Source organism: Neobacillus sp. OS1-32 (genome assembly GCF_030915425.1).
Lineage (GTDB): Bacteria > Bacillota > Bacilli > Bacillales > Cytobacillaceae > Neobacillus > Neobacillus paridis.
The window spans coordinates 571,347-595,965 of the sequence record NZ_CP133263.1 but is presented as its reverse complement, the minus strand read 5'-3'; the positions used below and the strand labels follow the sequence as shown (position 1 = coordinate 595,965).

The following is a 24,619-nucleotide window of genomic DNA, read 5'->3' as shown; positions in this document are numbered from 1 at the left end:
GAAGGTGAGACTATGCTTCCGCAGAATTTAGGAAGTGAAACCAATTTCAAACTTCCTTTTTCCTTTATATTATTTAGTTTAATAGCCCTCATTGCCTCGCAAATCATGTTGCTATTTAACGGGCAAATGGTGACCGGGGGCAGCTTTCGAATTCCGGGGATTTGGTCGGCAGCCCATTTATTAGTCCTGGGGTGGGCCTTGATGATTGCTATGGGAGCGATGTACCAGCTGGTACCAGTGGCCTTTTTAACTAAAATTTGGAGTGAAAAATTGGGTTTTATCCAATTTTTCATTACGGCAATAGGAGTCATCTCCTTTGCTGTCACTTTATATTTTTCACCGCAACATGCGTTGATTCCAGGGATCCTGACCCTTTTGGGAATTTTAATGTTTATATTTCAAATGCTGATGACCTTACAAACACAGGCTAAGCCAAATATCCTGACGGCTTTTGTCGGAACCGCTTTAGTTTGCTTGCTGCTGACGATATCCTTAGGGATCACCTTAATATATTGCTTAGAAACAGGTACCGGTACCAACTATTATCAAGCTATTTTTAAAAGCCATTTATTAATGGGCCTTACCGGCTGGTTTACTCTGTTAATTTTCGGATTTTCCTATAAGATGGTTCCGATGTTTTCATTATCGCATGGTTTTCCAATGATTCATGCCAGATATGTATATGGATTTTATACAGCAGGACTGATCATCACACTCATTTCCTTCTTTAATGGACAAAGCGTTTTAACAAAGGTTGGTTTCTTTCTACTGTTAGTGGGGTTTTCCATTTTCAGCTGGCATATCAGCATCATCATTAACAAAAGGTTAAAGAAAAAACTCGATAAGCCGTTCTCATTTGCTTTGTCAGCTATTGGCTTGGGAAACATTATTCATTTGGCAGCCTTCTTGCTTTTATGGACTTCAACATTTAATAAGGTGATCGGACCGCTCGTCTACGCCTATATTTTACTTTGGATCGTTCTTAGCATCACAGGCTATTTATATAAGATTGTTCCTTTCCTCTGGTGGACCTATAAATACAGTAAAGAAATTGGCAAAGCAAAGGTACCTGCTTTAAAGGAAATGATGAATGAAAAACTCATAGCCCCTGTTTTGTCATTATTGATAACCGCAGTAGCTGTCGTTTTTTGTTCCTTAATCATCCAATCTGCAGTTCTCTTTAATATTGGACAATTCGTTGCATCGATTGTATTTATCGTGTTTGCTGGTGGAATCTTTAGCGTTTTAAAAAAATAACGAGGTGTTTACGATGAACTTAGAAGAGAAAATACTCGAAGCATTAAAAAGCGTCTATGATCCTGAATTAAATATGAATGTGGTCGATTTAGGATTAATATATGGTATCGGGACTACTGAACAAGGCGATGTACAAATTACCATGACCTTAACAACACCAGGATGCCCGCTTCACAGCAGTATTACGAGCGGAGTGCGCTACTGTGTCGAAGCGCTTGAAGAAACCAGAAACGTCGAGGTTAACCTCGTTCTGGGAACCAGCATGGTCCCCTGACAAAATGACAGAGGAAGGAAAAAGAGCATTAGGAAGATGGTAAAAAGAAAAGCGGAAGCGCCTTGGTCAGCCCCGACAAGCAAATGTTCTTTGACCTCGAGGGGTTAGGCGCTGCAGCTGGACAAAGAAAAGCGGAAGCTCCACCAAAGGCGCTTTCGCTTTTCTTATTGAATCGTGTCAAACTTCATGATTTCGCGGCGGTTTCCTGCCCCAATATTGGTATAAATCGGTACGAATCGAACCGTTATAAAGCTTACGTTTCTTTGTTGCCGGCTTTCCATATAATTGCTCGAATTGTTCATTCGAGGTCAATATGTAAATGGACCAGGTATCAAAACGGCTAAAGACTTGCCCCATATCACGATACATTGCTTCAACAGCCGTTTTCTCGCCAATCCTTTCACCATAGGGAGGGTTCCCGACAATCACACCGTATTCTTTTGTTGCTGTAAAATCCTTCACTTGCATTTGCTTAAAATGGACCAGATCGCCAAAACCGGCCTCAAAGGCATTTTCCTGTGCGATTTTTACCATGCGATGATCGATGTCAGAGCCAGTTATATCAAGCGGTTGATCATATTTTGCCAAATCCTCCGCCTCGATTCTAGCCTCTTCCCAGACCCGGGAAGAAAGCCACTTCCACTCCTCAGAAACGAAATCACGGTTAAAACCCGGAGCGATATTTTGGCCAATTAAAGCCGCTTCAATTGGAATCGTGCCGGAGCCGCAGAAAGGGTCGTAGAATGGCCGATCAGGATGCCAATTAGTCAACATGATAAGGGCTGCAGCCAATGTTTCTTTTAGCGGTGCTTCCCCTTGGGCAGTCCGATAGCCCCGTTTATGCAGACCCTGTCCGCTGGCATCGATTGTAATGGTGGCTAGATCCTTTAATAAGGCCACTTCAATCCGGTATAAAGGGCCATTTTCCGCAAACCAACTATTTTGTTTATAATGCTGTTTCATTCGTTCGACAATCGCTTTTTTGACAATCGCCTGACAATCGGAAACACTGAACAGCTTCGATTTTACTGATTTCCCAATCACAGGGAACTCAGCGTCCTCCGGCAGGAATTCTTCCCAAGGAAGGGCTTTTGTCCGTTCGAATAATTCATCAAAGGTAAAAGCCTTGAATTCACCGACCTTTAGCTTGATCCTGTCAGCCGTTCGAAGCCACAGATTACTTCTGGCAATGGCGCTTTCATCTCCCGTATATGTGACTTTACCATTTTCAACTTGGCATTCATATCCAAGTGCCCGTACCTCTTTGGCAACCAACGCTTCCAGCCCCATCGCAGCGGTCGCAATAATCTGATATGTACCCATATTTTCACCCTTATCGTTGCTATGTGCTGTTTTCTTAGCCATTATTATGGTCCAATAACAAAATAGTCCTATATACGAATAAAAGGCCCTCCCAATTTAGGAGGGCGATTATTGGCAAAAATTATTCATTAAAAACGTTCTGTAAGCCATGTTCTGTTCCTCTGTACTACAAACGACATAGATCTCGTACAAAGGCGGTAATCATCTATCTACAGATTTTTACATCTGTCCTTCCCTTTGTTCAATTCCTCCGGGAAGATGCCCCTACCATAATTTGGGTTTCTCGCTCGTGGGGTTTACCCGTTCCACCCTTTCCATTTCTGAAAAGGCTACGTCACTGTGGCACTTTTATAGGTATTCATACCATATCCCAACGGACTTAGGTATTTTCCCGGCCGTCAACCGGCTTCGCCGGCTGCCCTAGCTTATGAATTCGCTAGGCACGAACACTACGAGCATCTCAGCATCGTGCGAGCATGGACTTTCCTCAGCAAATATTGCCGCGATTACCCGAACGTTAGTAATGATTACTATCTTATTATATGTATCTCATGCTGTTAATTCAATGGTAATTATTTGGAAATCGTGGTATCCCCTGTTAATCATCAAGTTTATTGCCGAATACATGCTTTTCGAGATTGGATAATCGCTTTAAAATATCAAAATTAGTTGTCCCGGCAGGTTGTGCCACAGGCTGTCTTTTCGAGACCTCTTCAAGCTGTTTTCGCAGTCTTAGATTTTCCTGCTGAAGATCTTCAATTTCCTGATGCATTGTACCATAATCTTTGATGATTAGGTCTAAAAACTTATCTACTTCTTCTTGTTTATAACCGCGTACGGCAGTTTTAAATTCTTTCTCTAAAATATCTTTGGCGGTTAATTTTATTTTATCTGACAGCATTTAAATCACCTCAAGTTTTGCCCATCATTACCTATTATTTTTTCAAAAATCTGTGGTTTTGTCAATTTTCTTAAGCTAAGATGTAAGATCATAATTGATTATATTCAACAATCAATTACTATTCCTTTAAATAGCTAATATTCCCAATGTTTCCATTGTTCTTCTTCGATGATCATTTGTAAATCAGAGAAGGTAATAAGTTCAATCGGATAATCATGATTCTTCTGATACTGCATGGCCAATTCAAATAAGTATTTTGGACTGCCTTCTTTCTCATGATCATACAGCAATAAAAGGCCATCACTTTTATCGAGAAAAAACTGATTTTTCAAGCGAAATTGCCACGGCTTTTCATAGCCTTTTTTGGTCACGGAATCTACAAAGTCGGCTTGCATCAGAACCGATTCATACCATTTTTGATTCTGCTCATTCCACATCGTTTCTTGATCGAGAAATGGAGTAATCACCGCAAGCTTTAAATCAGGGAAGTCAATTTGCAAATCAAAAACAACTTCCGCTGCCCATAGCTCCACACCCAATTGTCCGCTGATTAGAACCCACTCCAGTCCCTCCTCCAGTTTAGGTATTAAAGCCTTTTTAATCGCCGCTTTGATAAAGGAAACAGATGGGTGGTCGTTTTTAAATATCCCTAACTCAAATGGCTTATAACCGGAAATCGCTAATACTTTAATCAAGAATGCTCTCCTTCAGCAAAAATTTTTTAAAATAGGACAAACATTTTTTTTAAAATCAGCATACCATATCAATAAGAAAAAGAAATAAAAAACAAGGGCCAAAAGCCCCTGAAATATATTTTACTCCTTTAAGCTCTAAGGTCTGGGTCCCATAAACGGTCCTGGACCGAATCCTGCAGCACCCATACCCATTCCAAATCCCGGCATCGCATTAGCAGCTGGCATTCCGCCTGGTGCACATGGATTACAGCAGTTCACATGCTGATTACATACATCTTCGCAACAAGAAGAGGTGTGTGGACAGTAATGCTTATGCTGGAACATATGATGGTTTACCGTTGTGGTATGGACCGGATGAATATGCGGCACCACCGTAGTAGAAAAAGTATGATTCACAAAATTGGTGGTCGGATGAATAACCGGTGGTGTAACATTAGCTCCAAGAAACATAGTTTTTATCTCCCTTCCATTCATATAGTGTTTACATTAACAGCCTATGAAGAAAGGAGTACTCTTGTACTAATGAAAATACCTATTTTTCGCGGTTAATTCCAATTGTGTTTATAACCATCTTCAAGTGCTCAAAGACCAAGCCCAGCGATGGTTAAAAAAATGAATAAAAGCTATCTTTCAGACTGGTAAAAACGACAGCAGTTAAACAGACGACCACAAAAAATAAGAATAAAATCGCTTTGTACATAATACCAGCTCCATAAGTTTCTAGAGTTGTTTTTCTCAACAATTGTAAATTGTACCTTGTTAACTGAAGATTAACAATATGGAATTACTGGTTTTTTCGGTTGCAAATGTGAACATTTTGTTACTTCTAATAAAATTGCCCAACCATCAGTTTTTTTGTATCATGTTTGCTAAAACTGGCTAATAGCAGGAAAGTTTAGCCAATTTTTTCGTTAAGCGATCATGTCTTTTTTTCAGACGTTCCCCTGAGGTTTCACCTGATAATTTAGCCTTGCCCCTAACCTGTAAGGACAGACGAAGCGCCTTGTCACAAAAAAAGACCGCCTGTTGTAAATCTATTAATCTATGTTCATATATTTTCGCAAGTTCAACACAAGCCTCCAGACTTAACAATTCTTCCTCTGAATCGGCAACATCTAGAAATAATTGTTTCGCCTTTTCCCAATCGCGGTCTTTCTTTGCCTGTAAGGCTAATGCCTGTTTGGCGTGAAAAGAGGTTAAATCCTGGCTATCAGTCAGTTTTGTGAATGTTTTCTCTGCTTCGGCTCTTTCGCCAATTGCCGCAAACCATTTCCCTACCTCATAGGTTTCCATCCTCGTTCGACCGGGGTCCACCCCGCATAATTGGAACGTGAGATGCGCATATAACGTCACAAGTGATAAAATATCGATTTCATTATGTTTCAAAATGCCAAGTATGCCCTCCGGCTTTTTGCTTTCAATGAAATCAAAATAAATCATCGGCGCCAAAAAGCCCGGGATGTCATCCACTCTTTCCACCCCCAAAACCTGTTTCTCGACCACCGCTAGTTTTATCCGATCCAATTTATGTTTCCATAACCTCCTTGCCGCATGAAATAAATCAAAGTGACCAAATGCCGGCAGTTTCGGAACATGCTCCCTTACTAGCGTATGTCTTGTTTTAACCTGCGGCCAATCGAACGATTTCCCATTGTAAGTAACGAGTGTTTTATAATTCACTTTTTCCAAAAAGCTTTGGTATAAAGGGACTTCTGCCCCCGGATGCGGAAGAATGTGCTGACGCACAATTAACTGATCGCCGGAAACACTGGCATGACCAAGTAAAAAAATTGTATTACCAACACCGCCTCCAAGTCCGGTGGTTTCCGTATCGAAAAAAAACAGGTCCTCCGGCTGGAATCCGCGGGCGGATAGCGGATGGTTTATAGCCGTATGATTCCAAATGTCCACCGCGGTAAGAAAATCTTCAAATCGATAATGTCCGTGTTTTTGCGCCAGGGGGTATTTCACTTCCCTGACTAAACAGTAGTTCTGATCGAAAAAATAAGGGAATATCCCTTCCTCTTCCCAGCGTTCTTGGAAAGGCACATCAATGGCGTTGCTGGGTGCCAAGGAACTGTTTTTTTCTGCCCGCTCTGCTCCCGATAAATATGGTTTTAAGCGGTTTAATTTATTTTTTAATGACATGATGGCACTTCCTTGTCAACATAAAAAGCTGGAAAGCAGGCTTCAATAATCTTTAACGCGTCCCTTTTGGCCGTTTGATTGATTGCCTCCGTACCGATACATGACGGACAGCCGGATTCACATTCACAGCCGATAATCATTTTCCTTGTTTCGGAAAAGACATGTTCCATACTACCATAAATTTTTTCACTTAAACCGATGCCGCCTGGATAACGATCATAAAAGAAGATCGTTGGCTTTTCATTATGGTCTGCCTTGACCTGCGGAATGACATGGATATCCTGTGGATCAGCCATGACAAACAACGGGGCAATATGATTTAAAGCATGCGCGACACCGATTAAACCTTGTTCAAGGCGATCCTGCCCCATTTCCGTCAATGATTGCTGTAATGAGATCCATGCGGCATTTGTATGAAGTTCTTCCTCGGGAAGATGAATCGGTCCCGAACCAATATTTTCATGCGTTTCAAACTTGATTTTTTTAAAAATCGTTGCCATCGCTCTGACACTGACATCACCGAAACCCATTTCCACGGCTTTGGATGTTTGCAGCTTATCGACCTCTAAAACTTTTAATTGGACGGCTAAATTGGCATCCGTAAAATAATCAACATCGACTTCACGAACAAACGCCTTCTTTTCCTCCCAATCAAGTTTTTCCACTTGAAATTGCCTTCCTTGATGCAAATAAATTGCTTCATCATGAAGCAGTGTCATCGCTGAAAACCGGTCCATCTCACCAATCACTTTTACACTTGCGACATCTGTTTGGTCAACAATCACCACATTTTCCTGGGAGGCCGAACGCAGGCTGATATTGTGGGCGGGAAAAGAGTCGTTCATCCAGTACCACTTATCTCCATTGCGGTAAAGAACCCGCTCCTCGGTTAAATACTCCAACAGTTCCTCAGTCCCGACAGCGCCGAACTCTTCGCCTGCTTTAAACGGCAGCTCATAGGCGGCACACTTCATATGATCAATTAAAATAATGAGATTATCAGGATTAATCCTTGCTGTTTCCGGGCTTTTTGAAAAAAAGTAGCCGGGATTCTGGATAATATATTGATCTAGCGGACTTGAGCTCGCCACCATAATAACCAAGGCCTCTCCATGTCTCCTCCCCGCTCTTCCGGCCTGCTGCCAGGCACTGGAGATCGTTCCAGGGTATCCGGTCATAATACAAACCTGCAGCTGGCCAATATCAACACCAAGTTCGAGTGCATTTGTGCTGACCACTCCATAAATTTCACCGGAGCGCAGGCCTTTCTCGATTTTCCGCCGTTCGGTCGGCAGGTAACCACCGCGGTAACCTACGATTGATTTAGGCCCTAATTGATGTTTAACTAACTCCTGTAGATAAGTTAAGATAATTTCGACCCTCACTCTGCTCCTGGCAAAAATAATTGTTTGGATTTTGTTTTTTAAAAGCTCCCCGGCAAGCTTCCGGACTTCGAGCGTAGCACTTTTTCTGATATTTAACGGCTTATTAACGATGGGCGGGTTATAGAAAACGAAATGCTTCCTCCCGCTCGGTGCCCCATTATTATCAATGAGTGTCATTTTTTCCTCGGTTAATGCTTCTGCCAGTTCCCGCGGATTGGCAATCGTAGCGGACGTACAAATAAAAACAGGCTGACTGCCATAATAACGGCAGATTCGTTTTAACCTTCTAATAACATTGGCTACATGACTGCCAAAGACGCCGCGGTACGTATGAAGCTCATCGATGATAACGAATTTTAGATTTTCGAATAATGAAACCCATTTCGTATGGTGCGGCAGAATCGCCGAGTGGAGCATATCCGGGTTGGTAATCACCACATGACCTGCTTTTCTGACCCGTCCACGGATATTTGCCGGTGTATCACCGTCATATGTATAACTATTTACCTCAACACCTGCCGCTTGAATCATTTCATTGATCTCACTCTTTTGGTCTTGAGCGAGTGCTTTGGTCGGAAACATATAGAGCGCCCGGACACTAGGATTCGTTAGAATCGTTTGCAAAACAGGCAGGTTGTAACATAATGTTTTCCCAGAAGCAGTTGGCGTTACTGCTACCATATTATTGCCCGCCATGATCTTCTCATATGCTGACTTCTGATGGGTATAAAGTTGTTCAATTCCTTTAGCATGAAGCGCCTTTATGAGTGCGGGATGTAAATCCTCCGGCAATGCCACAGTTTTTGCTTCCTTCTCGGGAATCTTACGCCATGTTACAATATTTTCTTTGAATTCATCATTTATTTTTAAGTCTTCAAGAATTTCCGGTAAACTTTTTTTCAAACTCATCCATATCACCCCATTATCTCTATTTTAGCGAATAAACGTTCGTTATTAAAGAAAAATAATCGTATTTTTAGAGGACCATGATTTTTCGGCAAAAAAAGTAATCATTCAGGCTTACTATTTGTTACAATAAAGTGAGTGAACATATTGTGAAGGTGATTGAATGAAGATTGACGAGATAAAAAAACTCCTTTCCGGCTTCTCCCTGTTTCGTGATTTAAATGATTTTGAGCTGACAAAAATCACGGATATTTCGATTGTGAGGGAATGGAAAAAACGCAGCCATGTTTTCCTTCAAGGGGACCCGCTCGAAAATGTCTATTTTATTTATAGAGGAAAAATTAAAATATATAAAAGTGATGTCAGCGGCAAGGAACAAATTGTTAACATTATGAAAAATGGCGATATGTTTCCGCATGTCGGCTTCTTCAGAAAAGGGGATTATCCTGCATATGCCGAAGTGCTAGAACCAGCGACACTGATCACCATTCCAATTGCCAAATTTGAAAACGTCCTGATTGAAAATCCTGAGCTTTGTATTAAGGTTTTTAGGGTGTTAGGCGAAAAAATTGTTGATTTACAAAACCGTTTAGAAGAGCAAATCCTAAATAATACCTATGAACAAATCGTCAAGCTGTTAATTCGTTTGTCCAAAAATCATGGGGAGAAACAAGACGATGGAACTATTTTGTTAAAATCGCATTTTACCAACAAAGATTTAGCCAATATGATTGGTACAACGAGAGAAACCATCAGCCGGACCCTGACAAAAATGAAAAAAGATGAATTAATTGAAGTCGATGATCAAGGAAATATGATTATGGATATTGAAATATTAATGGAGGAAATCCACCTTGTTTAACCACCGCAGCCGATCGTTGCTGCGGTTTTTTTCACATTTGCTTTGAAAAACCCCCCATAGGAATAATTAACCTCCATTTCGCTGGATAGAAAAGATGTCACAACCTCGGCTTTCAATGCATATGATATCGTGTGAAAATTGGGAAAGAGAGGGGTTTACCTTGTCATCTAATCTTCCAAGCGATAAGAATAACTCAAAAATGCCGCTGGATCCATTTGCCGACTTTCGAAAAGCAATGAACGAATTTTTTAATGAAAAGCCAATTAGAGGATTTTTGCAATCCATTGATGAGTTTTTCAAAACTCCTTTTCCTTTTGAGGGGGGCTTCCACGTAGATACTGTTGAAACCGAAGATGAATATATTGTTTCTGCTGAACTACCCGGTGTAAAAAAGGAACAAATTCACTTAAACATTACCGGTAATTACTTAACAATTTCCGTTGAAAATAAAGAACTGGAAACAGCCGAAGATAGCAGAAATCAAATTTATCAGCGTAAATTTGTCCGTCAGCAATCCTCAAGAACGATTTCACTTCCCCATACAATTAATGAAAGAATGATTAAAGCTTCATATCGTGACGGCCTATTACGGGTGCGCATTCCCCGAGAAAGAGGGAAAATGATTGAAATTGATTAATTTTAGTAGCAAAAATTGTAAAGACGGCTTAATTGGCCGTCTCTTTATGTTTTAAAAATCCCTCCCAATCCCTTTACAAGTGATGAAACCTGCGTAACGGCATTCACCATTTGTCCCGCCGTATTCATCATTTTATTAAAATCCACTGACCCGTCCTGCGATTTAAAGGAATTCATAATCGACTGTATTCCGTTCGGAGGTTTTGGAATGAAGCTTTGTTTTGGGTACGGGTTCATAATTGGGAAACCATTGATCGGCAAGTAAGGGTTTGTAATCATTTCTTCCTTCGGCTGTAACGGATTTTGAAATAAAAACTGCGAATCTTTTTGTAAAGCGTATTGATTCTGATATGACAACTGTTGAGGTCCCGGACCGGGATAAAAGCTTTGCGTATATGGTTGAAATCCTTGTGGATAAAAAGGACCAGGCCGCTGAATCAAACTCCATTCTTGCTTTTGAGGCCGGTGCTGAAAAGGAATGGGCTGAGCAGTATATGGCAGTTGGTTTTGTGGGTACCCCATGGGAACTTGGTTCATCATTTGCCCCTGGGATCCATTATAAAAGTGATTCGTTGCTCTCCTTTTAGCAAACATGGGCAAACATCTCCTCCGCATTTATCACTATTACACTTTATGAAGGACAAAAATGAAAGGTGAATAAAGCCAAGGAATAAAGATTTTGTCAAAATTAGTGGAAGTCTGTCTAAAGTTTAAATTTTTAAAAAACTAAGAAAGCCCTTTCATTCATGTTACGATATAAATGAAAACTTGCCGATTGGCGAGACCGTTAGGACGAAGACAGAGGCATAGTTGAATTTATGCGACATAGGAAAGTATAAAATTGGGTGGAAATTTTATACTTTCCTAATAGCTAAAAAATGATGAAGGAGGAGAAAAATGAATATTCGCGAATTAAAAGAGAAATTTATCAAAAGTCGAAATTACTTTACTGAAGATGTTAATGCGCTCATGGATTTTGCCAAAAAGACTTATATTTATAATGAAATTAGCATTAAAGAATATCGCACATTAGTTCGTGAGCTAGAAAGTCATGGAGCAACATTCCCTGAAATGGCTCTCGAAAACTCCCTCATCAGAAATAACAACTAAAAAAGATGCTTTGGCATCTTTTTTTGGTGGTTTTATCGGAAGTTATGGAGTGAATTCTCAATGCTTTGAATTCCGTTCATTTTAAACGATCGAATTACTTAAACGCCCATTTTAAGTTTTGCGTTTTAGCCGGAGCGGTGCAAATCCTATCTTCATTATGGGATATGTGATGAAAATGGCTATATTTGTTTTCCAAGCTGGAAAGCTGATTGGCTGTATTAACTAATTTGTTTTGCTCATCCCGTTTCATTCTATTTCGCTGCTCGGAGAAAGAAGCCTCCAGAACCGATTCTAATTCTTCTAATTGGTCTTGGATTTCCGCCAGCATGGATAGGAGTCTTTCCTTTTCGGTTTGTGAATCAGTCATTTTTATATCCCCCTCGTATTTTCTTAATCACTTTTATTCTCCATTATATTTCTTCTTCCTTCCTCCTTGACAAAACTAGAAGTGATTCGTCAAAGATAGTGTCATTGTGGCAAGTTCCCGCTATTACTTCGACAATTTCCACTTTCGCATGAAAAACCAAAAACAGCGCAAGCTATACTCGGAGGTGTTGATAGTGTCTAAAAAAGATAACAAGAATAAAAAGCAGCCGATACAAGCTGACACAGAAAGACGAGCCGGTTATGGCGATAAAAAACTTGAAGGCCCCGACAGACCATCAACTTAATTTAAAACCTTTCACTAAAGCAAGGGCAACCTTGCTTTTTGTTATTGTCCAGTTCAGGCTCCTATCCCCTCGAGGGGCCTTCACTTTTCTTATTTTAAGCCTTTTAGCTGTAACGCTTTTTGCAGTGTTAGCAATAGTTCCAGCTGATAAGACTTAGCAAAATACCAATCCGTTAAATGAATCGGGTGTTTGTGCTTTGCCGGAACGTACAACCATGCCGGGGATATCACCCGTTGTTGACTCCAATCCTCAAATGTCTGCTGATGGTGTTCGATTATAGGAAAGCTTGTCCGCAGCATCGGCGTTTTTCGAACAGTCTTTTGCTTGAAAAATTGTTCATAATCATATCTGGAGCCGGTATGCGCAGTTTTTTCGGCAAACTCAAAAAAATGGGGAAACAGACGGGGATGAAAGAGAATACTGACAAGCCTTTTCCCCAAGCCGATCCGGTTTGATAATTTGCTGAACCCATTGACACTAGCTCCATATAGCTCACCGCCGCAAGTGGGAAAGAGGACACAGCTGAAGTGAAGCCAATCCTGAAAATGGAACAGCAAAGAGTGAAAAACTTTCTTCTGATAAACGGGATGTTCGATTACCGGTGTTTGAATTACGTTCTGCTCATTAATAATTAACGCGGTTGTTAGACGTTCCCTATCCTTTTCCTCCCAATAACGCTTCCATTCCCTCTGAATAAATTTGGAAATATTGAAATAAGGCAGTAAATGAAACAAAGGTCGGCTGAATTTCGTCGAATATTGATAAATAAGCAACTGTGGAAAGGCATCCTGGAATATAAGCCAATTGGCTCTTTCGTAAGTTAAAAAGAGTTGTTTTCTGGTTTGAGGGGCAATCAGTTGGGAAAAAATATTTCCTTTAAGGTCACACATATTCCAGCCGCCATTCCTTGATACCATGCTGGCTAGAAAAGCCCAAAGAATGTCGGGATTCTGTTTAAAGTAAGTAAAGTACGCATTTGTCCGCGAGATATTATCGACGTTTTTCTTTTTAGTTTCCCATCTAATTTGACGGATAATATGCTGTTCCTGTATTGTAAGATGATTCATATATACTCTGCTTTCCCTTTTTAATAGTTTATAAGTTATCTGAGCAGGGAATGGGTTGATAAATATATTTCCCAACCATATTATATTATCTGTGAAACGCGGTATCTGTTTTACTGATAAGATTCATGCTATTTCTTGACAATGAAGGTACAATTGTTAGTAGCATCTGTAGAACTGGACAATTTATTCATCCGATTTGTCCAAAGATTTGGTATGATAAAGTATGGCATAAAGGGGTGCATAACATGGAGATTCATTATCCAAATGGTAAAAAGTTTAACCAGAATGAGCTGCCAAAAAACCGGATCACTCATACCGGCAAAAATGAATCCTATGGAAATCGGGGAATGACACTTGAAGAAGATTTAAATGAGACCAATAAATATTACCGAGACAGAAAAATAGCTGTCGTTCACAAGAAGCCGACCCCGATTCAAATCGTCCAGGTCGATTACCCGAAACGAAGCGCTGCTGTGATCAAAGAAGCTTATTTTAAACTTGCCTCGACTACCGATTATAATGGAGTATATAAGGGCAAATATATTGATTTTGAAGCGAAGGAAACGAGAAATTTTACTTCTTTTCCGTTAAAAAATTTCCATCAGCATCAGATTTCACACATGCAAGCTGTAATTGAACAGGGAGGAATATGTTTTGTCATCCTAATGTTTACTAAATTGAAGGAAGTGTATTTCCTTGAGGCAAAGCATTTGTTAGGATTTTGGGATAGAATGAAAAATGGAGGTAGGAAATCGATCACAAAAGGTGAAATTGAGCAAAATGGTTATTTCATCCCCCTTGGTTTTCAACCTCGAATCGACTATATTAAAATATTAGATGCACTTAACCTTTGCTAATACTAATCCAAAGGTTAGAAAGGAAGGTTACTTCAAAAATGGCTGAACAATATCAATCAAGAGAGGAACGCCGAAAGAAGCTCCAGCAGCAAAAGGCTAAGCAAAAACCAAAGAAAAAATCTCGGGATCTCTTGAAAAAGATTTTTCTGTCCCTGGTGGCATTTGGTATTATTTGTATTATCGCCGGAGTTGGCACTTTCGCTTATCTTGTCAAAGATGCTCCGCCACTTGATCCGAAATTATTAAAAGATCCGATCCCTTCGAAGGTTTTAGATAAAAATGGTGATTTAATAACGGAAGTTGGCGCCGTTAATCGGGAATACGTCAATTATAAAGATATCCCCCCAGTCGTTGAAAATGCCATTTTGGCGACCGAAGACTATCGCTTTTATAAGCATCATGGAATCGACCCAATCCGTTTTGCAGGGGCCGTTTTAGCTAATTTCCAGCGTGGCTTTGGGGCGGAAGGCGGCAGTACGATTACTCAACAGGTCGTGAAAAATGCCTTTTTAACAAATAAAAAGACACTTTCACGTAAAGTGCAGGAAGCATGGCTCGCTTTTCAACTGGAACAAAAATACACAAAACACCAGATTTTTGAAATGTATGTAAACAAAGTATTGGTTGGTGGTAACAATTATGGTATTGCCACCGCAGCTAAAGTATATTATGGGAAGGAATTAAATGAATTAAATTTGGCGGAAGCGGCCCAAATCGCCGGGATGCCGCAAAGCCCTAATAATTATAATCCGTTTACCCACCCGGATTTAGCTGAAAAAAGGCGGAATATTGTTCTAAGTCTCATGTATCAGCATGGGTACATTACCAAGAAGCAAATGGATGAGGCCAAAAAAGTCTCGGTGAAAGACACCGTCCTGAAGCCAAAGGACCGGAAGATAAACGATAAGCCGTTTGATTCGTTTGTCGATGCGGTTATTGATGAAGTAAAAGAAAATACTGATTTTGATATTATGACGGATGGCTTAACCATTCATACGACATTAGACAAAAATGCCCAAGAGCATGTGTACAATCTTCTTAATTCAAAGGATATTCCCTATCCTGACGATCAGTTTCAGGCTGGAATTGTCCTCCTTGATACAAAAACAGGAGAAATTCGGGCCATTGGTGGCGGCAGGAACCAAAAGGTGCAACGCGGCTTTAACTATGCCATTGATACAAGGCGGCAGCCTGGGTCGACGATTAAGCCTGTGCTTGATTATGCCCCAGCAATCGAATATTTAAATTGGGGAACCTATCAAATGATTGAGGATAAACCAATTACCTATTCAACAGGGAAGAAGTTTGGAAACTGGGACCAATCCTATAAGGGTGCGATGACGATTAGAACAGCACTGCAGCTTTCCCGTAACAGTCCCGCCGTCCAAACCTTACAGAAGGTTGGGCTGGTTAAAGCGAAAAACTTCGCAAAGGGTATCGGCATCCCCTTGAAAGAAATTTACGAATCCTATGCAATCGGCGGTTTTGGCGGAAAAACAGTCGGAGTTTCCCCGCTGGAAATGGCCGGTGCCTACAGTGCTTTTGGTAATAATGGGGTTTATACAAAACCGCATGCAGTTACAAAAATCGAGCTGCGTGATGGTACTGTTATCAGTTTGGCACCTGAGCCCAAAGTGGCAATGAAGGATTCCACTGCTTTCATGATTACTGACATGTTAAAAAGTGTCTTAGAATATCCAGGTACCGGCGTGAGAGCGAAAGTTCCCGGTCTGCCAATTGCCGGTAAGACAGGTACTACCAACTATACAGATGAGGAGATAAGCAAGTGGCATATTCCTAGCAGGAGTGCAGTACCTGACGCCTGGTTTACTGGATATACGACAAATTACACTGCCTCCATTTGGACCGGTTATAAAGATCGAAGTACTCCAATATTGGCAGTTGGTGATAACCAAAGAATTGCCCAGTTGATTTTTAAAGACTTAATGGCCTATGTATCCAAGGATATTGATACACCTGACTTTACAATGCCAAGTTCGGTGCAAAAGGTTAGAATTGAAAAGGGGTCAATGCCGCCGGTTCTTGCCAGTGAATATACACCAAGCAGCCAGGTTGATATCGAATATGCACTGAAGGGGCATGCGCCAAGAACAGTCTCGCAAAAATATTACAAATTAGATTCTCCTACTAATTTGGCAGCAAGTTATGATGAAACAACAAATAGCATTGCGGTAACCTGGTCCTATAAAAATACAAATGAATCCGTTACATTTGATGTCTCAGACGGTAAGAAACACTATACAGCTCAGGACAATAAGATAACTCTTCCCGCTGAGCCAGGAAAAATATACAAAATAACGGTTGTAGCCATCAGTGGAAGTAAAAAGAGTGATCCAGTAACGATTTCCATCACAGTCCCAAAAACGGCCAAAGATAATCAACCAGGGAATGAAAACAATAATGGCAATGGAAATGAAACTGGAAACAATAATGGAAATCAGAATGAGAATGGCAGCGGGAATGGAACGGGAAATGAGAATGGCAACGATAATGGAAACGGGACTGGTAACGGAAATGGGACTGGTAACGGAAACGGAAATGTGAACGAAAACAATAACGGGCATAACAATGGGAACAGTGACGGTCAAGATCCAACTGCACCCCCTGAAAATTCCGATTCTAATGGTTAGATTAGCCAAAAAAATCGTCTAGCTTATTTAGCTGGACGATTTTTTTGGAGTTGTTTTTTTACATACATTTTTTCCAGTTCCACCATTAGTTCAGCTAACTGGCGGTAAGCATGATGTAAATGAGGACGAGAACCAATAAATTCCAATCTTTCTTCAAGATTTACCGGTTTATAGGTTAATTGCTGGTAAGGTATCGTCTGTTCGATAGAAACAGGCAGGTCATTAGTTATAAATAAAAATTGTTTGAACAAAAAAATACCTTTTTCCATGAACTGCTTCGCACTTTTTTGATCACGTTTTCGAAATAGTTCCTCCAGTTTTGGCTTGGTTATCTTCCATTCTTCGAGGATCGCGGTAACAGTACTATTTAACTGATCCATTGATAACCGTCTTTCCTTTCATTCTCTTTTTCCCCTCGCGGCATAATTCTAATAATGGGCAGCTTTCACACTTCGGATTTTGTGTTTTACAATGATATCTGCCGAAAAAGATAAGGCGGTGATGGGAAACAGACCACTCCTCTTTAGGGATTTTTTTCATTAATGTCTTCTCTACTTCCAGAACCGAGTCCTTCCAGCGGCAAATTCCCAGCCGCTTGCTCACCCGTTCAACATGTGTATCGACGGCAATTGCCGGAATATTAAAGGCTACCGACACAACCACATTGGCTGTTTTCCGTCCAACCCCAGGAAGCTTGGTCAGCTCATCCCTGTCCATTGGAAGCTTGCCGCCATATTCATTCAGAAGCATCCGGCACAGACTCTGGATATTTTTCGCCTTATTGCGGTAAAGTCCAATCGAGCGGATATCGTTTTGTAATTCTTCTAAGGATACGTTTAAATAGTCTTCCGGGGTTTTATATTTTATAAATAGCTCTTTTGTTACCTTGTTTACTAAAGCATCGGTACATTGTGCTGACAAGGAAACAGCGATAATCAATTCAAAAGGATTGGAATGATGTAATTCACAATGTGCATTAGGAAACATTTCGCCTATTTGGTCTAAACAAAATCGGATTTGGCTATTATTCAGCAACTTGTTCACCCCCGTTAATTCTCTAACCAATTATAAAATGGAACGGAAGGATTGTGGGCTTCTTCCTTGGGATTACTTTTTTGCAGCTGTTTTTGGCGAAATTTCCGCCCCTGATTTTTCGCTTGCTCTATCGTTTTAATCCCGTTTTTCTTCCATTCAAACAGGATTCTGTCAATATAGCGGAAATTAAGTTTTCCCGACATCACAGCCTCTCTCAATGCAGCTTTAATGATAATCGGGTCATGATGATCATCATCCATCCACATAGCTAGTGATTCACATTCAAATGGGGAAAGCGGCCGGCCAAATTCCTTCTCAAAACAAGTATATAGATCCATTTCTTCAGTTTTCCTGGTTGCTTCCTGCAGGCCACTCTGGTGGTTCACTAAAAACTGCTCGACAAGTCTTTCCCACAGAGGTTTAATCGAGTATTTTTCAAAGCGGATGCCCTCGTTCGAGTATTGCTCAATAATTTCAAGGAATCCCCTTTGCATTAATCGTCTAAGCATTTCATGACAATCCGCAGTGGAAATGGTCATTCTTGCTGACAGCTCTTCCGGTGTCGGAAAATAATTTCCTCTTTCTAAAAAAGTTAAAATATTCAATAGGAGAACAAGTTCCGTTTCATTCAAATTAAGCTTTCGATATTCCGAAAATAATAGACTAGGGACGGTAATATTCCCCTCCTCCAGCCATGCTAGAATATTTGATTTCATGTTTGGACACCTCTTAATCAGTATATCATGAACGATTACTCCCAGTAAGACCCGAAGGGCATCCAGCTTTGGAAAAGGAAAACAAACAGCCTGCATTCCGCAGGCTGTAGATTATTTTGCATGACTCTTTGCTTCCACAAATTCCTTTATTCTGGCAATAGCTTTCTCTAACAGGTCAAGTGATGTTGCATAAGACAGGCGGATATTGTCTGGTGTCCCAAAACCTGAACCCGGAATGACAGCTACCTTTGCCTCAACCAGCAAGGCGGCTGCAAAATCATCGACATTTTGATAACCAGCCATTTCTGCAGCTGACTTGACATTTGGGAAGAGATAAAACGCTCCTTGCGGCTTTACGCAGGTAAAACCTGGGATAGACGTTAATTTATTATAAATAATTTCCAATCGTTGCTCAAATGCCTTGCGCATTTCCTCGACCGGCTCCTGAGGGCCATTATAGGCCGCAATTGCAGCATATTGAGCCGTAGTTGTCGGATTAGATGTACTATGGCTGGCCAGGTTCGTCATCGCTTTAATAATTGTTTCGTTGCCAGCAGCATAACCAATTCTCCATCCTGTCATCGAATGCGACTTGGAAACCCCGTTAATAATAATCGTTTGCCCTTTTAGTTCCGGAGAAAGTTGGGCAATCGAGACATGCTTGGCACCACCATAAATAAGCTTTTCATAGATTTCATCGGAAACAATAAGGATATCCTTTTTCAAGCAGACTCTTCCTAATTCTCGAAGCTCTCCTTCTGTATATATGACCCCTGTCGGATTGCTTGGTGAATTAATAATAACAGCCTTTGTTTTGTCTGTTATTGCTTGTTCCAATTGTTCCGCTGTAATTTTAAATTGATTTTCTTCTTTGCCCTCAATGAAGACGGGCACCCCACCTGCCAATTTAACTTGTTCAGGGTAACTGACCCAGTATGGGGTTGGAATAATGACTTCATCTCCGTCATTTAGCAGTACTTGAAACAAAGTATATAACACATGCTTGGCGCCATTACCAACAATGATTTCATTCGGTTGATAGGCTATCCCTTGATCAGTCTCCAACTTCCTGATAATAGCCTGCTTGAGCGCAGGTAGACCCGCTGATGGGGTATATTTGGTAAAACCCTCGTTCATCGATTCAACAGCTGCGTCCAGAATGTGCTGTGGCGTGTTAAAGTCAGGTTCTCCAGCCCCTAAACCAATCACATCTTCCCCTTGTTCTTTTAATTCTTTTGCTTTAGCGGTGATTGCCAATGTCGATGACGGTGTAAGTGACAATACCCTGTTAGCTAATCCCAACACCATTTCTTTTTCCTCCAATCTCCATCGCTGCTATAAATTTTCAATTTTTTTCAGCCATTTCCCTGTTTCAAAATCAATATAGTAATAATTTATCAGGTTATTTTGAGAACGGTAATAAATTTCCCATAAAGGAATATTTTTTTCCATTCCTAGGCGGACTGAGATAATTTTTTTAGGATTCTTTTCTTGCATTAGTTTTTGAATGGCTTCCTCTTTTGAAATGCCATCTTTCGCTTGCTTTACAATGACCTGTTTACTTTTTTCAGGAATCCAAACAATTATTTTTTTACCCTGTTTGTTTCTCCCTTCAAGCACATTTACCTGTTCTTGACCATTATAAATATGAAAGTCATCTACTTTGCTTATTTCTTCCCCTGCAAGCTTAAGGGATTTTCTTTCAGCTGCCTTAACCGGTTCCATTGAACTATAATACACCTTAAAAAAACCGGCAACAAATATTAAGACAAGAACAATCGGTATTGAAATGATCCACTTTTTCACTTTCCATCACTTCTTTATATAGTCATCTACTTCATTATTATAATAGGTTACCACAATAATAAGCTAAATCAAGCCTGTTTTAGGAGAATTTTTTCAAAAATTCTGGAGTTATTCCTCAGCGGTAACCGGGATTGTAATAACCTCAAATTTCGTTTCCGTAAACTTGATCGTAATCGTGCCGTGCCGCTTTGTATAGTAAATCTCTGACCACGTATCATTTAAATCATATAGCACGTCAGGATTGGGACCGTATTCTGCAGCAGCAAACAGCACCGATATTTGGGGATTCAGATAATGGATTAACGTCTCAGAAATCGGACTTTCTTTGGTATACTTGGGCAGCTTAAAAACATGAACATCCTTCACATTTTTCTTCAATAGTACTTGCTCCGCCCGTTCGCTGCAGGAGGTCATGAGGAAGATGCGGTGGTTAAAAAACTCCAGCATAAAATCTAAACCTTCTTGCGGTTTAACCCCTGCATATTGAACAGTAGCAGTTGCCTCAGGAAGAACCTTGGTTTTGCTTCCTTCCTGCCAATTGGTGATGGTCATTTTTGTCGTTAAGTTTTTTGCCAATTGGTCTGCCAGTTTCGTTGTTGCAATAATTTCTTCAATTTTATATTCGGAAATCAGTTCATTGATCAGCTTGTAAGAAACCTTGGTAAAATCGTTCGTCAGAATTAAGGTATTCAGCTTATCGACATTATAGCGGTTTAACCAATCTTCCAATTCAGACCTTGTCCCATTGCCGCCGGTATTTACCAATATATTGTTATCGTTAGGGCCTTGGATAAGAGTTGCTTCCCCCTCAGATAATCCTAAAAAGGAAACAGCCATTTCATGGTCCCTGACATTTACGTTTATCTTTTCTATTTGATTTGAAACGGGTGAAGCTGCCGTTACATTCGATGAGAATGAAAGAAAGACGCTTAAAACGATGAACAGGAATTTCATCAGGGCACCTCCTATACCATAATAGGATGTGCATTTTTCCATTTTTTATCAGATCCACGTATGGATAATCTGTACTAACTCATTCACAGATCCTTTTCGTACCGATACAGGTGGAATCGATTCAAAAAAACTGTTGCCATACTTTGTCGTAATGATTCTTTTATCAAACACGACAATAATCCCTTTATCGTTTTCTGTGCGAATTAAGCGGCCAAATCCTTGTTTAAAACGGAGCACTGCTTCTGGAAGAGCATACTCTATAAACGGATTGCCGCCCCGTTCCAATATTAATTTGCTCTTCGCCTCGGTTAACGGCTCTTCCGGTGAACTAAATGGAAGCCTGACAATACATAGGCAGGATAAGTCCTCCCCGGGTATATCAATTCCCTCCCAAAAGCTGTTCGTTCCAAGCAGTATCGCCTTATCATAACGTTTAAAATTCCTCGTCAATCTAGCCGGGCTGCCACTTGAGATCCCTTGGGCCATTAGAACATAGTCGTCTAAAAAGCCGCTCTCTTTGATTAATTCATATGTCTTTTTAAGCATGTCATAGGAGGTAAAAAGAATTAACATTCTTCCTCTGGCTGCTTCAGCAATCGAAATAATCTGTTCCGCTAAAGAGATGACAAACTCATCCAACGTGACTGTGTTGATTTCCGGCAAATCTTCCGGAATTAATAGTTGCACTTGTTTCTTATAATCAAATGGAGACGGAATCAAAACTGTTTCAGTTAAAACAGGGTCCAAGCCAAGTCCTTTTAGTATGTATTGAAACGAGTGATTAACGGTTAAGGAAGCAGAGGTAACAATAACCGCTTTCTTAGCGTTGAACAAGTTCTCCTTTAACTTATCAGCGACTGTTGCCGGCTGAGCGATAAAAGTAGTAATATTTTGCGGCGAACGACTGTCGATTTCAATCCACTTGACATGATTGGATTCGCTTAAAAAACAAGCCACAACTGTTTCTCTAAGATCCGCCAATTCTGTTAAAAATAACTGGATTTCTTCAAGTTTATTTAATTGCGTACTGGTTAGGACCATACCCTCAGATATAATCCATTCAAGCCGCTCCTTAATCGCCTGCTCGAGATCCTTTAGTAAAAAGGCAATTCTTTCAGCACTATGAGATACTGCCTTTCCTTCCTTTTCATTGTTGAAGCGGAAATAAGGGACTTTGGCACGATACAAACGCTGTCCAGCGGCAAGTCTCGTATTGGCATATAAAACAAGCAGCTTAAAGAATTCATCGATTTCATACATTAAATCCAACACCAGTTGATTAAGTTCAAAGGGGGGAACAACAGCTATTTCCTTATCAGCAGCCAGCTGGTTTACAATCTCTTCCATCTGATAAAAAAGCTGTGATTGGTCGTAGGTTCCGAATTTCCCAATGAATAATCGAATACTTAAATAATCTAACGATGCTCCCAAAAATTGTGTTGCTGATTTTTCAAGACTGATGTCCTTCGTCAATAATAGCATAGTCATATCGCGGCAAACTGGGTCCTTTTCCGGTCATATCACTTAACAACAAGGAATGGTTTGTAATAATGAGATCGGCCGTTGCAGCATCTCTTTTAGCCTTTAAGAAGAAATCTTTTTCTAGCCAATCTGAATTTGTTTCATAGACTGCCTGTCCATTCCTTACTTTGTCCCAAAATAGTTGCCCTCCGCTTGATAAATTTAATTCATCCTTATCCCCTGTCTCTGTCTCTGTCAACCAGACGAGAATTTGCATTTTTGTCAAGGTTGTATCATAGTTATCATTTTCATCCAATAATGTTTGGTGGAATTTCTCCAAGTTTAGATAATGGCTTCTGCCTTTGAGCAAGGCAGCCTGAATGTTAAAAGGTAAAAGCTTGTTAAGGAAAGGGATTTCCTTTCTTAACAGCTGCTCTTGCAATGGAATGGTGAAAGTACTGATAACAATTGGTCGCTTACACTGCTGCGAAAAATAAGCAGCGGGTAAAAGATATCCAAGGGATTTTCCTACTCCAGTGCCGGCCTCAATCAATAAATGCCGATCAGTTAAAAAGGCATTGTAAACGGCGTCCATCATTTGAAATTGACCAATTCGCTTCTCAAACGATTTGAAACCTTTGTGAAGGATGTTTATCTTATCCTCGTCATTTTCGGGATATGATGTATTCCTGGAGGCAACTGGAAAATCTGGTTGTGGCGATGTCTTTTTTAGGGCGATTCCTTTAAAAATCTCTATATGTTGCGATAAAGTTATCTCCGTGCCTTCAAGAGGATCCAACATTTCATCGAGCAGCTGCTGCAAATCACTTTTTAACCCCCCAGCCAGCGGAACAAGCTGCTTAAGTGTGTGGCGAGGCAGAGTCATCAACCGGTTTAGAAAAATCAGTAGAAGTTCGGCCGTTACTTCCGCATCACTATCGGCCTGATGCGGGCGATCATGCCTTAGGTTCTCTTGTTCAGCCAAGTCTGACAGCTTATATCCGTCTGCTGTTGGATACAATATTCGAGCCAATTCTACCGTATCCAATACAGGTCCATAAAAGCCTTCATAATTAGCATTAATTAATTCCTCTTGAAGAAAGGAAAGATCAAATAAAACATTATGAGCAACAAAATAAGCACCATCTAATAAGGAGATGACTTTCGGAGCAATTTCCGAAAAAATGGGAGCATTTATGACCATTTCGTCATTAATTCCAGTTAGTTCTTCAATGAAAACCGGGATCGCTTTTTGGGGATTAATCAATGACGAGTATTGTTCCGTAATCATTCCATTTTCGATTACTACGGCAGCAAATTGAATAATTTTATCACCTTTTTTAGGAATATTCCCAGTTGTTTCCAAATCAATTACGACAAATTTATTAAACATTTCATTTACACCCCAAGACTTCGTTCCTTAAACGGTATCATAAAAAGACTAAAAAGAAAACACACTCTGTTTAACCAAAGTTTCAACGTCTTAAAAAAAATACCCCGAAACATCGGGATATTACATGATCGTAAGGGCTGGTTCGCCAGTTAATAGTTCCTTAATGCGGTTATGTTCATCCATAATTGCCACTTTTGGTTGATGAGCCGCAGCTTTTTCCTCAGGCAAGATTACATACGAGATAATAATGATTATGTCACCAGGCTGCACAAGGCGGGCTGCAGCTCCATTTAAACAAATAATCCCGCTTCCTCTTTCCCCGGGAATGATGTATGTTTCAAGCCGGGCACCATTGTTATTGTTGACAATTTGTACTTTTTCATTCGCCAGCATGCCAACAGCATCCAGTATATCTTGATCAATTGTAATACTGCCCACATAGTTTAAATTGGCTTCGGTAACAGTAGCGCGATGGATTTTCCCATTCATCATGGTGCGAAACATTGGTTTG

At 40.4% G+C, this 24,619-nt stretch carries 25 protein-coding genes, 1 other RNA gene and 1 pseudogene; 8 read left to right on the top strand and 19 right to left on the bottom strand.

Annotated elements, in window-relative coordinates; all coding sequences use genetic code 11:
* Window positions 1-12 precede the first annotated feature (12 nt).
* Together RCG24_RS03135 and RCG24_RS03130 are read left to right on the top strand one after the other, a co-directional pair.
* Window positions 13-1,257 (top strand): hypothetical protein, encoded by a 1,245-nt coding sequence (locus tag RCG24_RS03135; RefSeq protein WP_202655059.1) that lies wholly within the window; start codon window positions 13-15, stop codon window positions 1,255-1,257.
* A 13-nt stretch (window positions 1,258-1,270) separates the two neighbouring features.
* A pseudogene (locus RCG24_RS03130) lies at window positions 1,271-1,574 on the top strand (metal-sulfur cluster assembly factor).
* 134 nt (window positions 1,575-1,708) lie between these two features.
* On the opposite strand, the gene RCG24_RS03125 reads toward RCG24_RS03130, so the two are convergent.
* From RCG24_RS03125 to RCG24_RS03095, 7 genes are all read right to left on the bottom strand, one after another.
* Complete coding sequence (locus RCG24_RS03125) at window positions 1,709-2,854, bottom strand: THUMP domain-containing class I SAM-dependent RNA methyltransferase (protein ID WP_202655452.1); 1,146 nt, start codon at window positions 2,852-2,854, stop codon at window positions 1,709-1,711.
* 137 nt (window positions 2,855-2,991) lie between these two features.
* Window positions 2,992-3,372, bottom strand: an RNA gene (gene rnpB / locus RCG24_RS03120) — RNase P RNA component class B.
* An 80-nt stretch (window positions 3,373-3,452) separates the two neighbouring features.
* The gene (gene gpsB, locus RCG24_RS03115) at window positions 3,453-3,755 is read right to left on the bottom strand and encodes a cell division regulator GpsB (RefSeq protein WP_202655432.1); all 303 of its coding nucleotides are present in this window, start codon (window positions 3,753-3,755) and stop codon (window positions 3,453-3,455) included.
* A gap of 134 nt (window positions 3,756-3,889) precedes the next feature.
* Complete coding sequence (locus RCG24_RS03110; protein ID WP_202655451.1) at window positions 3,890-4,447, bottom strand: SLOG family protein; 558 nt, start codon at window positions 4,445-4,447, stop codon at window positions 3,890-3,892.
* 138 nt (window positions 4,448-4,585) lie between these two features.
* Window positions 4,586-4,900 carry a CotD family spore coat protein gene (locus tag RCG24_RS03105; RefSeq protein WP_202655431.1) on the bottom strand — a complete coding sequence of 105 codons (315 nt, stop codon included), beginning with the start codon at window positions 4,898-4,900 and terminating at the stop codon, window positions 4,586-4,588.
* A 429-nt stretch (window positions 4,901-5,329) separates the two neighbouring features.
* Window positions 5,330-6,598 carry a ribonuclease H-like domain-containing protein gene (locus RCG24_RS03100; RefSeq protein WP_308078299.1) on the bottom strand — a complete coding sequence of 423 codons (1,269 nt, stop codon included), beginning with the start codon at window positions 6,596-6,598 and terminating at the stop codon, window positions 5,330-5,332.
* Window positions 6,589-8,892, bottom strand: a complete 2,304-nt coding sequence (locus RCG24_RS03095) for a DEAD/DEAH box helicase (RefSeq protein ID WP_308078298.1) — start codon at window positions 8,890-8,892, stop codon at window positions 6,589-6,591. Before RCG24_RS03095 ends, RCG24_RS03100 begins: the two co-directional genes overlap by 10 nt.
* Window positions 8,893-9,052: 160 nt before the next feature.
* Between RCG24_RS03095 and RCG24_RS03090 the strand changes: the two genes are divergently transcribed.
* Both RCG24_RS03090 and RCG24_RS03085 read left to right on the top strand, forming a co-directional pair.
* Entirely contained in the window at window positions 9,053-9,751 is a 699-nt protein-coding gene (locus RCG24_RS03090) for a Crp/Fnr family transcriptional regulator (RefSeq protein WP_202655428.1), read from the top strand.
* Between the two features lie 160 nt (window positions 9,752-9,911).
* The gene (locus RCG24_RS03085; protein ID WP_308078297.1) at window positions 9,912-10,388 is read left to right on the top strand and encodes an Hsp20/alpha crystallin family protein; all 477 of its coding nucleotides are present in this window, start codon (window positions 9,912-9,914) and stop codon (window positions 10,386-10,388) included.
* 44 nt (window positions 10,389-10,432) lie between these two features.
* Here RCG24_RS03085 and RCG24_RS03080 read toward each other — a convergent pair whose 3' ends face one another.
* Window positions 10,433-10,744, bottom strand: a complete 312-nt coding sequence (locus tag RCG24_RS03080) for a YppG family protein (protein ID WP_235888203.1) — start codon at window positions 10,742-10,744, stop codon at window positions 10,433-10,435.
* On the opposite strand from RCG24_RS03080, the gene RCG24_RS03075 reads away from it, so the two are divergent.
* Both RCG24_RS03075 and yppF read left to right on the top strand, forming a co-directional pair.
* On the top strand, window positions 10,738-10,974 hold the full coding sequence (locus tag RCG24_RS03075; protein ID WP_235888202.1) for a hypothetical protein: 237 nt from the start codon (window positions 10,738-10,740) through the stop codon (window positions 10,972-10,974). The genes RCG24_RS03080 and RCG24_RS03075 overlap by 7 nt on opposite strands.
* A 310-nt stretch (window positions 10,975-11,284) precedes the next feature.
* Window positions 11,285-11,497, top strand: a complete 213-nt coding sequence (gene yppF, locus RCG24_RS03070; protein ID WP_202655427.1) for a YppF family protein — start codon at window positions 11,285-11,287, stop codon at window positions 11,495-11,497.
* Window positions 11,498-11,591: 94 nt separating this feature from the next.
* Here yppF and RCG24_RS03065 read toward each other — a convergent pair whose 3' ends face one another.
* On the bottom strand, window positions 11,592-11,864 hold the full coding sequence (locus tag RCG24_RS03065; protein ID WP_202655426.1) for a hypothetical protein: 273 nt from the start codon (window positions 11,862-11,864) through the stop codon (window positions 11,592-11,594).
* A gap of 393 nt (window positions 11,865-12,257) precedes the next feature.
* Complete coding sequence (locus RCG24_RS03060) at window positions 12,258-13,235, bottom strand: DUF2515 domain-containing protein (RefSeq protein ID WP_202655425.1); 978 nt, start codon at window positions 13,233-13,235, stop codon at window positions 12,258-12,260.
* Between the two features lie 245 nt (window positions 13,236-13,480).
* Here RCG24_RS03060 and recU point away from each other — a divergent pair, with 245 nt between their 5' ends.
* Both recU and RCG24_RS03050 read left to right on the top strand, forming a co-directional pair.
* Complete coding sequence (gene recU, locus RCG24_RS03055; RefSeq protein ID WP_202655424.1) at window positions 13,481-14,092, top strand: Holliday junction resolvase RecU; 612 nt, start codon at window positions 13,481-13,483, stop codon at window positions 14,090-14,092.
* 38 nt (window positions 14,093-14,130) lie between these two features.
* Window positions 14,131-16,743, top strand: a complete 2,613-nt coding sequence (locus tag RCG24_RS03050; protein ID WP_308078296.1) for a transglycosylase domain-containing protein — start codon at window positions 14,131-14,133, stop codon at window positions 16,741-16,743.
* A gap of 23 nt (window positions 16,744-16,766) precedes the next feature.
* Here the strand turns inward: RCG24_RS03050 and RCG24_RS03045 are convergent, their stop codons facing one another.
* The 9 genes from RCG24_RS03045 to panD form a co-directional block, all read right to left on the bottom strand.
* The gene (locus RCG24_RS03045; protein ID WP_202655422.1) at window positions 16,767-17,123 is read right to left on the bottom strand and encodes a YpoC family protein; all 357 of its coding nucleotides are present in this window, start codon (window positions 17,121-17,123) and stop codon (window positions 16,767-16,769) included.
* A complete protein-coding gene (nth, locus tag RCG24_RS03040) occupies window positions 17,107-17,778 on the bottom strand; it encodes an endonuclease III (protein WP_308078295.1) in 672 nt (223 codons plus the stop codon). The genes RCG24_RS03045 and nth overlap by 17 nt, the downstream gene beginning before the upstream one ends.
* A gap of 14 nt (window positions 17,779-17,792) precedes the next feature.
* Window positions 17,793-18,494, bottom strand: coding sequence for a DnaD domain-containing protein (locus RCG24_RS03035; protein WP_202655420.1), 702 nt, complete (start codon window positions 18,492-18,494; stop codon window positions 17,793-17,795).
* Between the two features lie 111 nt (window positions 18,495-18,605).
* Window positions 18,606-19,802 carry a pyridoxal phosphate-dependent aminotransferase gene (locus tag RCG24_RS03030; RefSeq protein WP_374049118.1) on the bottom strand — a complete coding sequence of 399 codons (1,197 nt, stop codon included), beginning with the start codon at window positions 19,800-19,802 and terminating at the stop codon, window positions 18,606-18,608.
* A gap of 27 nt (window positions 19,803-19,829) precedes the next feature.
* Window positions 19,830-20,300 (bottom strand): cell wall elongation regulator TseB-like domain-containing protein, encoded by a 471-nt coding sequence (locus tag RCG24_RS03025; protein ID WP_202655419.1) that lies wholly within the window; start codon window positions 20,298-20,300, stop codon window positions 19,830-19,832.
* A 108-nt stretch (window positions 20,301-20,408) separates the two neighbouring features.
* Entirely contained in the window at window positions 20,409-21,254 is an 846-nt protein-coding gene (locus tag RCG24_RS03020; protein WP_202655418.1) for a ComEC/Rec2 family competence protein, read from the bottom strand.
* A 48-nt stretch (window positions 21,255-21,302) separates the two neighbouring features.
* Window positions 21,303-22,742, bottom strand: a complete 1,440-nt coding sequence (locus tag RCG24_RS03015; RefSeq protein WP_308078294.1) for a helicase C-terminal domain-containing protein — start codon at window positions 22,740-22,742, stop codon at window positions 21,303-21,305.
* Window positions 22,705-24,108, bottom strand: coding sequence for an exonuclease domain-containing protein (locus RCG24_RS03010; RefSeq protein WP_308078293.1), 1,404 nt, complete (start codon window positions 24,106-24,108; stop codon window positions 22,705-22,707). Before RCG24_RS03010 ends, RCG24_RS03015 begins: the two co-directional genes overlap by 38 nt.
* A gap of 120 nt (window positions 24,109-24,228) precedes the next feature.
* Entirely contained in the window at window positions 24,229-24,612 is a 384-nt protein-coding gene (gene panD / locus RCG24_RS03005) for an aspartate 1-decarboxylase (RefSeq protein ID WP_202655416.1), read from the bottom strand.
* Between the last annotated feature and the right edge of the window lie 7 nt (window positions 24,613-24,619).

Bases quoted from the DNA above. Each gene is read 5' to 3' on its own strand.
- RCG24_RS03135 (WP_202655059.1), top strand. From the start codon at position 13: ATGCTTCCGCAGAATTTAGGAAGTGAAACCAATTTCAAACTTCCTTTT.
- RCG24_RS03125 (WP_202655452.1), bottom strand. From the start codon at position 2,854: ATGGGTACATATCAGATTATTGCGACCGCTGCGATGGGGCTGGAAGCG.
- gpsB (WP_202655432.1), bottom strand. From the start codon at position 3,755: ATGCTGTCAGATAAAATAAAATTAACCGCCAAAGATATTTTAGAGAAA.
- RCG24_RS03105 (WP_202655431.1), bottom strand. From the start codon at position 4,900: ATGTTTCTTGGAGCTAATGTTACACCACCGGTTATTCATCCGACCACC.
- RCG24_RS03100 (WP_308078299.1), bottom strand. From the start codon at position 6,598: ATGTCATTAAAAAATAAATTAAACCGCTTAAAACCATATTTATCGGGA.
- RCG24_RS03095 (WP_308078298.1), bottom strand. From the start codon at position 8,892: ATGAGTTTGAAAAAAAGTTTACCGGAAATTCTTGAAGACTTAAAAATA.
- RCG24_RS03090 (WP_202655428.1), top strand. From the start codon at position 9,053: ATGAAGATTGACGAGATAAAAAAACTCCTTTCCGGCTTCTCCCTGTTT.
- RCG24_RS03075 (WP_235888202.1), top strand. From the start codon at position 10,738: ATGACAACTGTTGAGGTCCCGGACCGGGATAAAAGCTTTGCGTATATG.
- yppF (WP_202655427.1), top strand. From the start codon at position 11,285: ATGAATATTCGCGAATTAAAAGAGAAATTTATCAAAAGTCGAAATTAC.
- RCG24_RS03065 (WP_202655426.1), bottom strand. From the start codon at position 11,864: ATGACTGATTCACAAACCGAAAAGGAAAGACTCCTATCCATGCTGGCG.
- RCG24_RS03060 (WP_202655425.1), bottom strand. From the start codon at position 13,235: ATGAATCATCTTACAATACAGGAACAGCATATTATCCGTCAAATTAGA.
- recU (WP_202655424.1), top strand. From the start codon at position 13,481: ATGGAGATTCATTATCCAAATGGTAAAAAGTTTAACCAGAATGAGCTG.
- RCG24_RS03050 (WP_308078296.1), top strand. From the start codon at position 14,131: ATGGCTGAACAATATCAATCAAGAGAGGAACGCCGAAAGAAGCTCCAG.
- RCG24_RS03045 (WP_202655422.1), bottom strand. From the start codon at position 17,123: ATGGATCAGTTAAATAGTACTGTTACCGCGATCCTCGAAGAATGGAAG.
- RCG24_RS03035 (WP_202655420.1), bottom strand. From the start codon at position 18,494: ATGAAATCAAATATTCTAGCATGGCTGGAGGAGGGGAATATTACCGTC.
- RCG24_RS03030 (WP_374049118.1), bottom strand. From the start codon at position 19,802: ATGGTGTTGGGATTAGCTAACAGGGTATTGTCACTTACACCGTCATCG.
- RCG24_RS03020 (WP_202655418.1), bottom strand. From the start codon at position 21,254: ATGAAATTCCTGTTCATCGTTTTAAGCGTCTTTCTTTCATTCTCATCG.
- RCG24_RS03015 (WP_308078294.1), bottom strand. From the start codon at position 22,742: ATGACTATGCTATTATTGACGAAGGACATCAGTCTTGAAAAATCAGCA.
- RCG24_RS03010 (WP_308078293.1), bottom strand. From the start codon at position 24,108: ATGTTTAATAAATTTGTCGTAATTGATTTGGAAACAACTGGGAATATT.
- panD (WP_202655416.1), bottom strand. From the start codon at position 24,612: ATGTTTCGCACCATGATGAATGGGAAAATCCATCGCGCTACTGTTACC.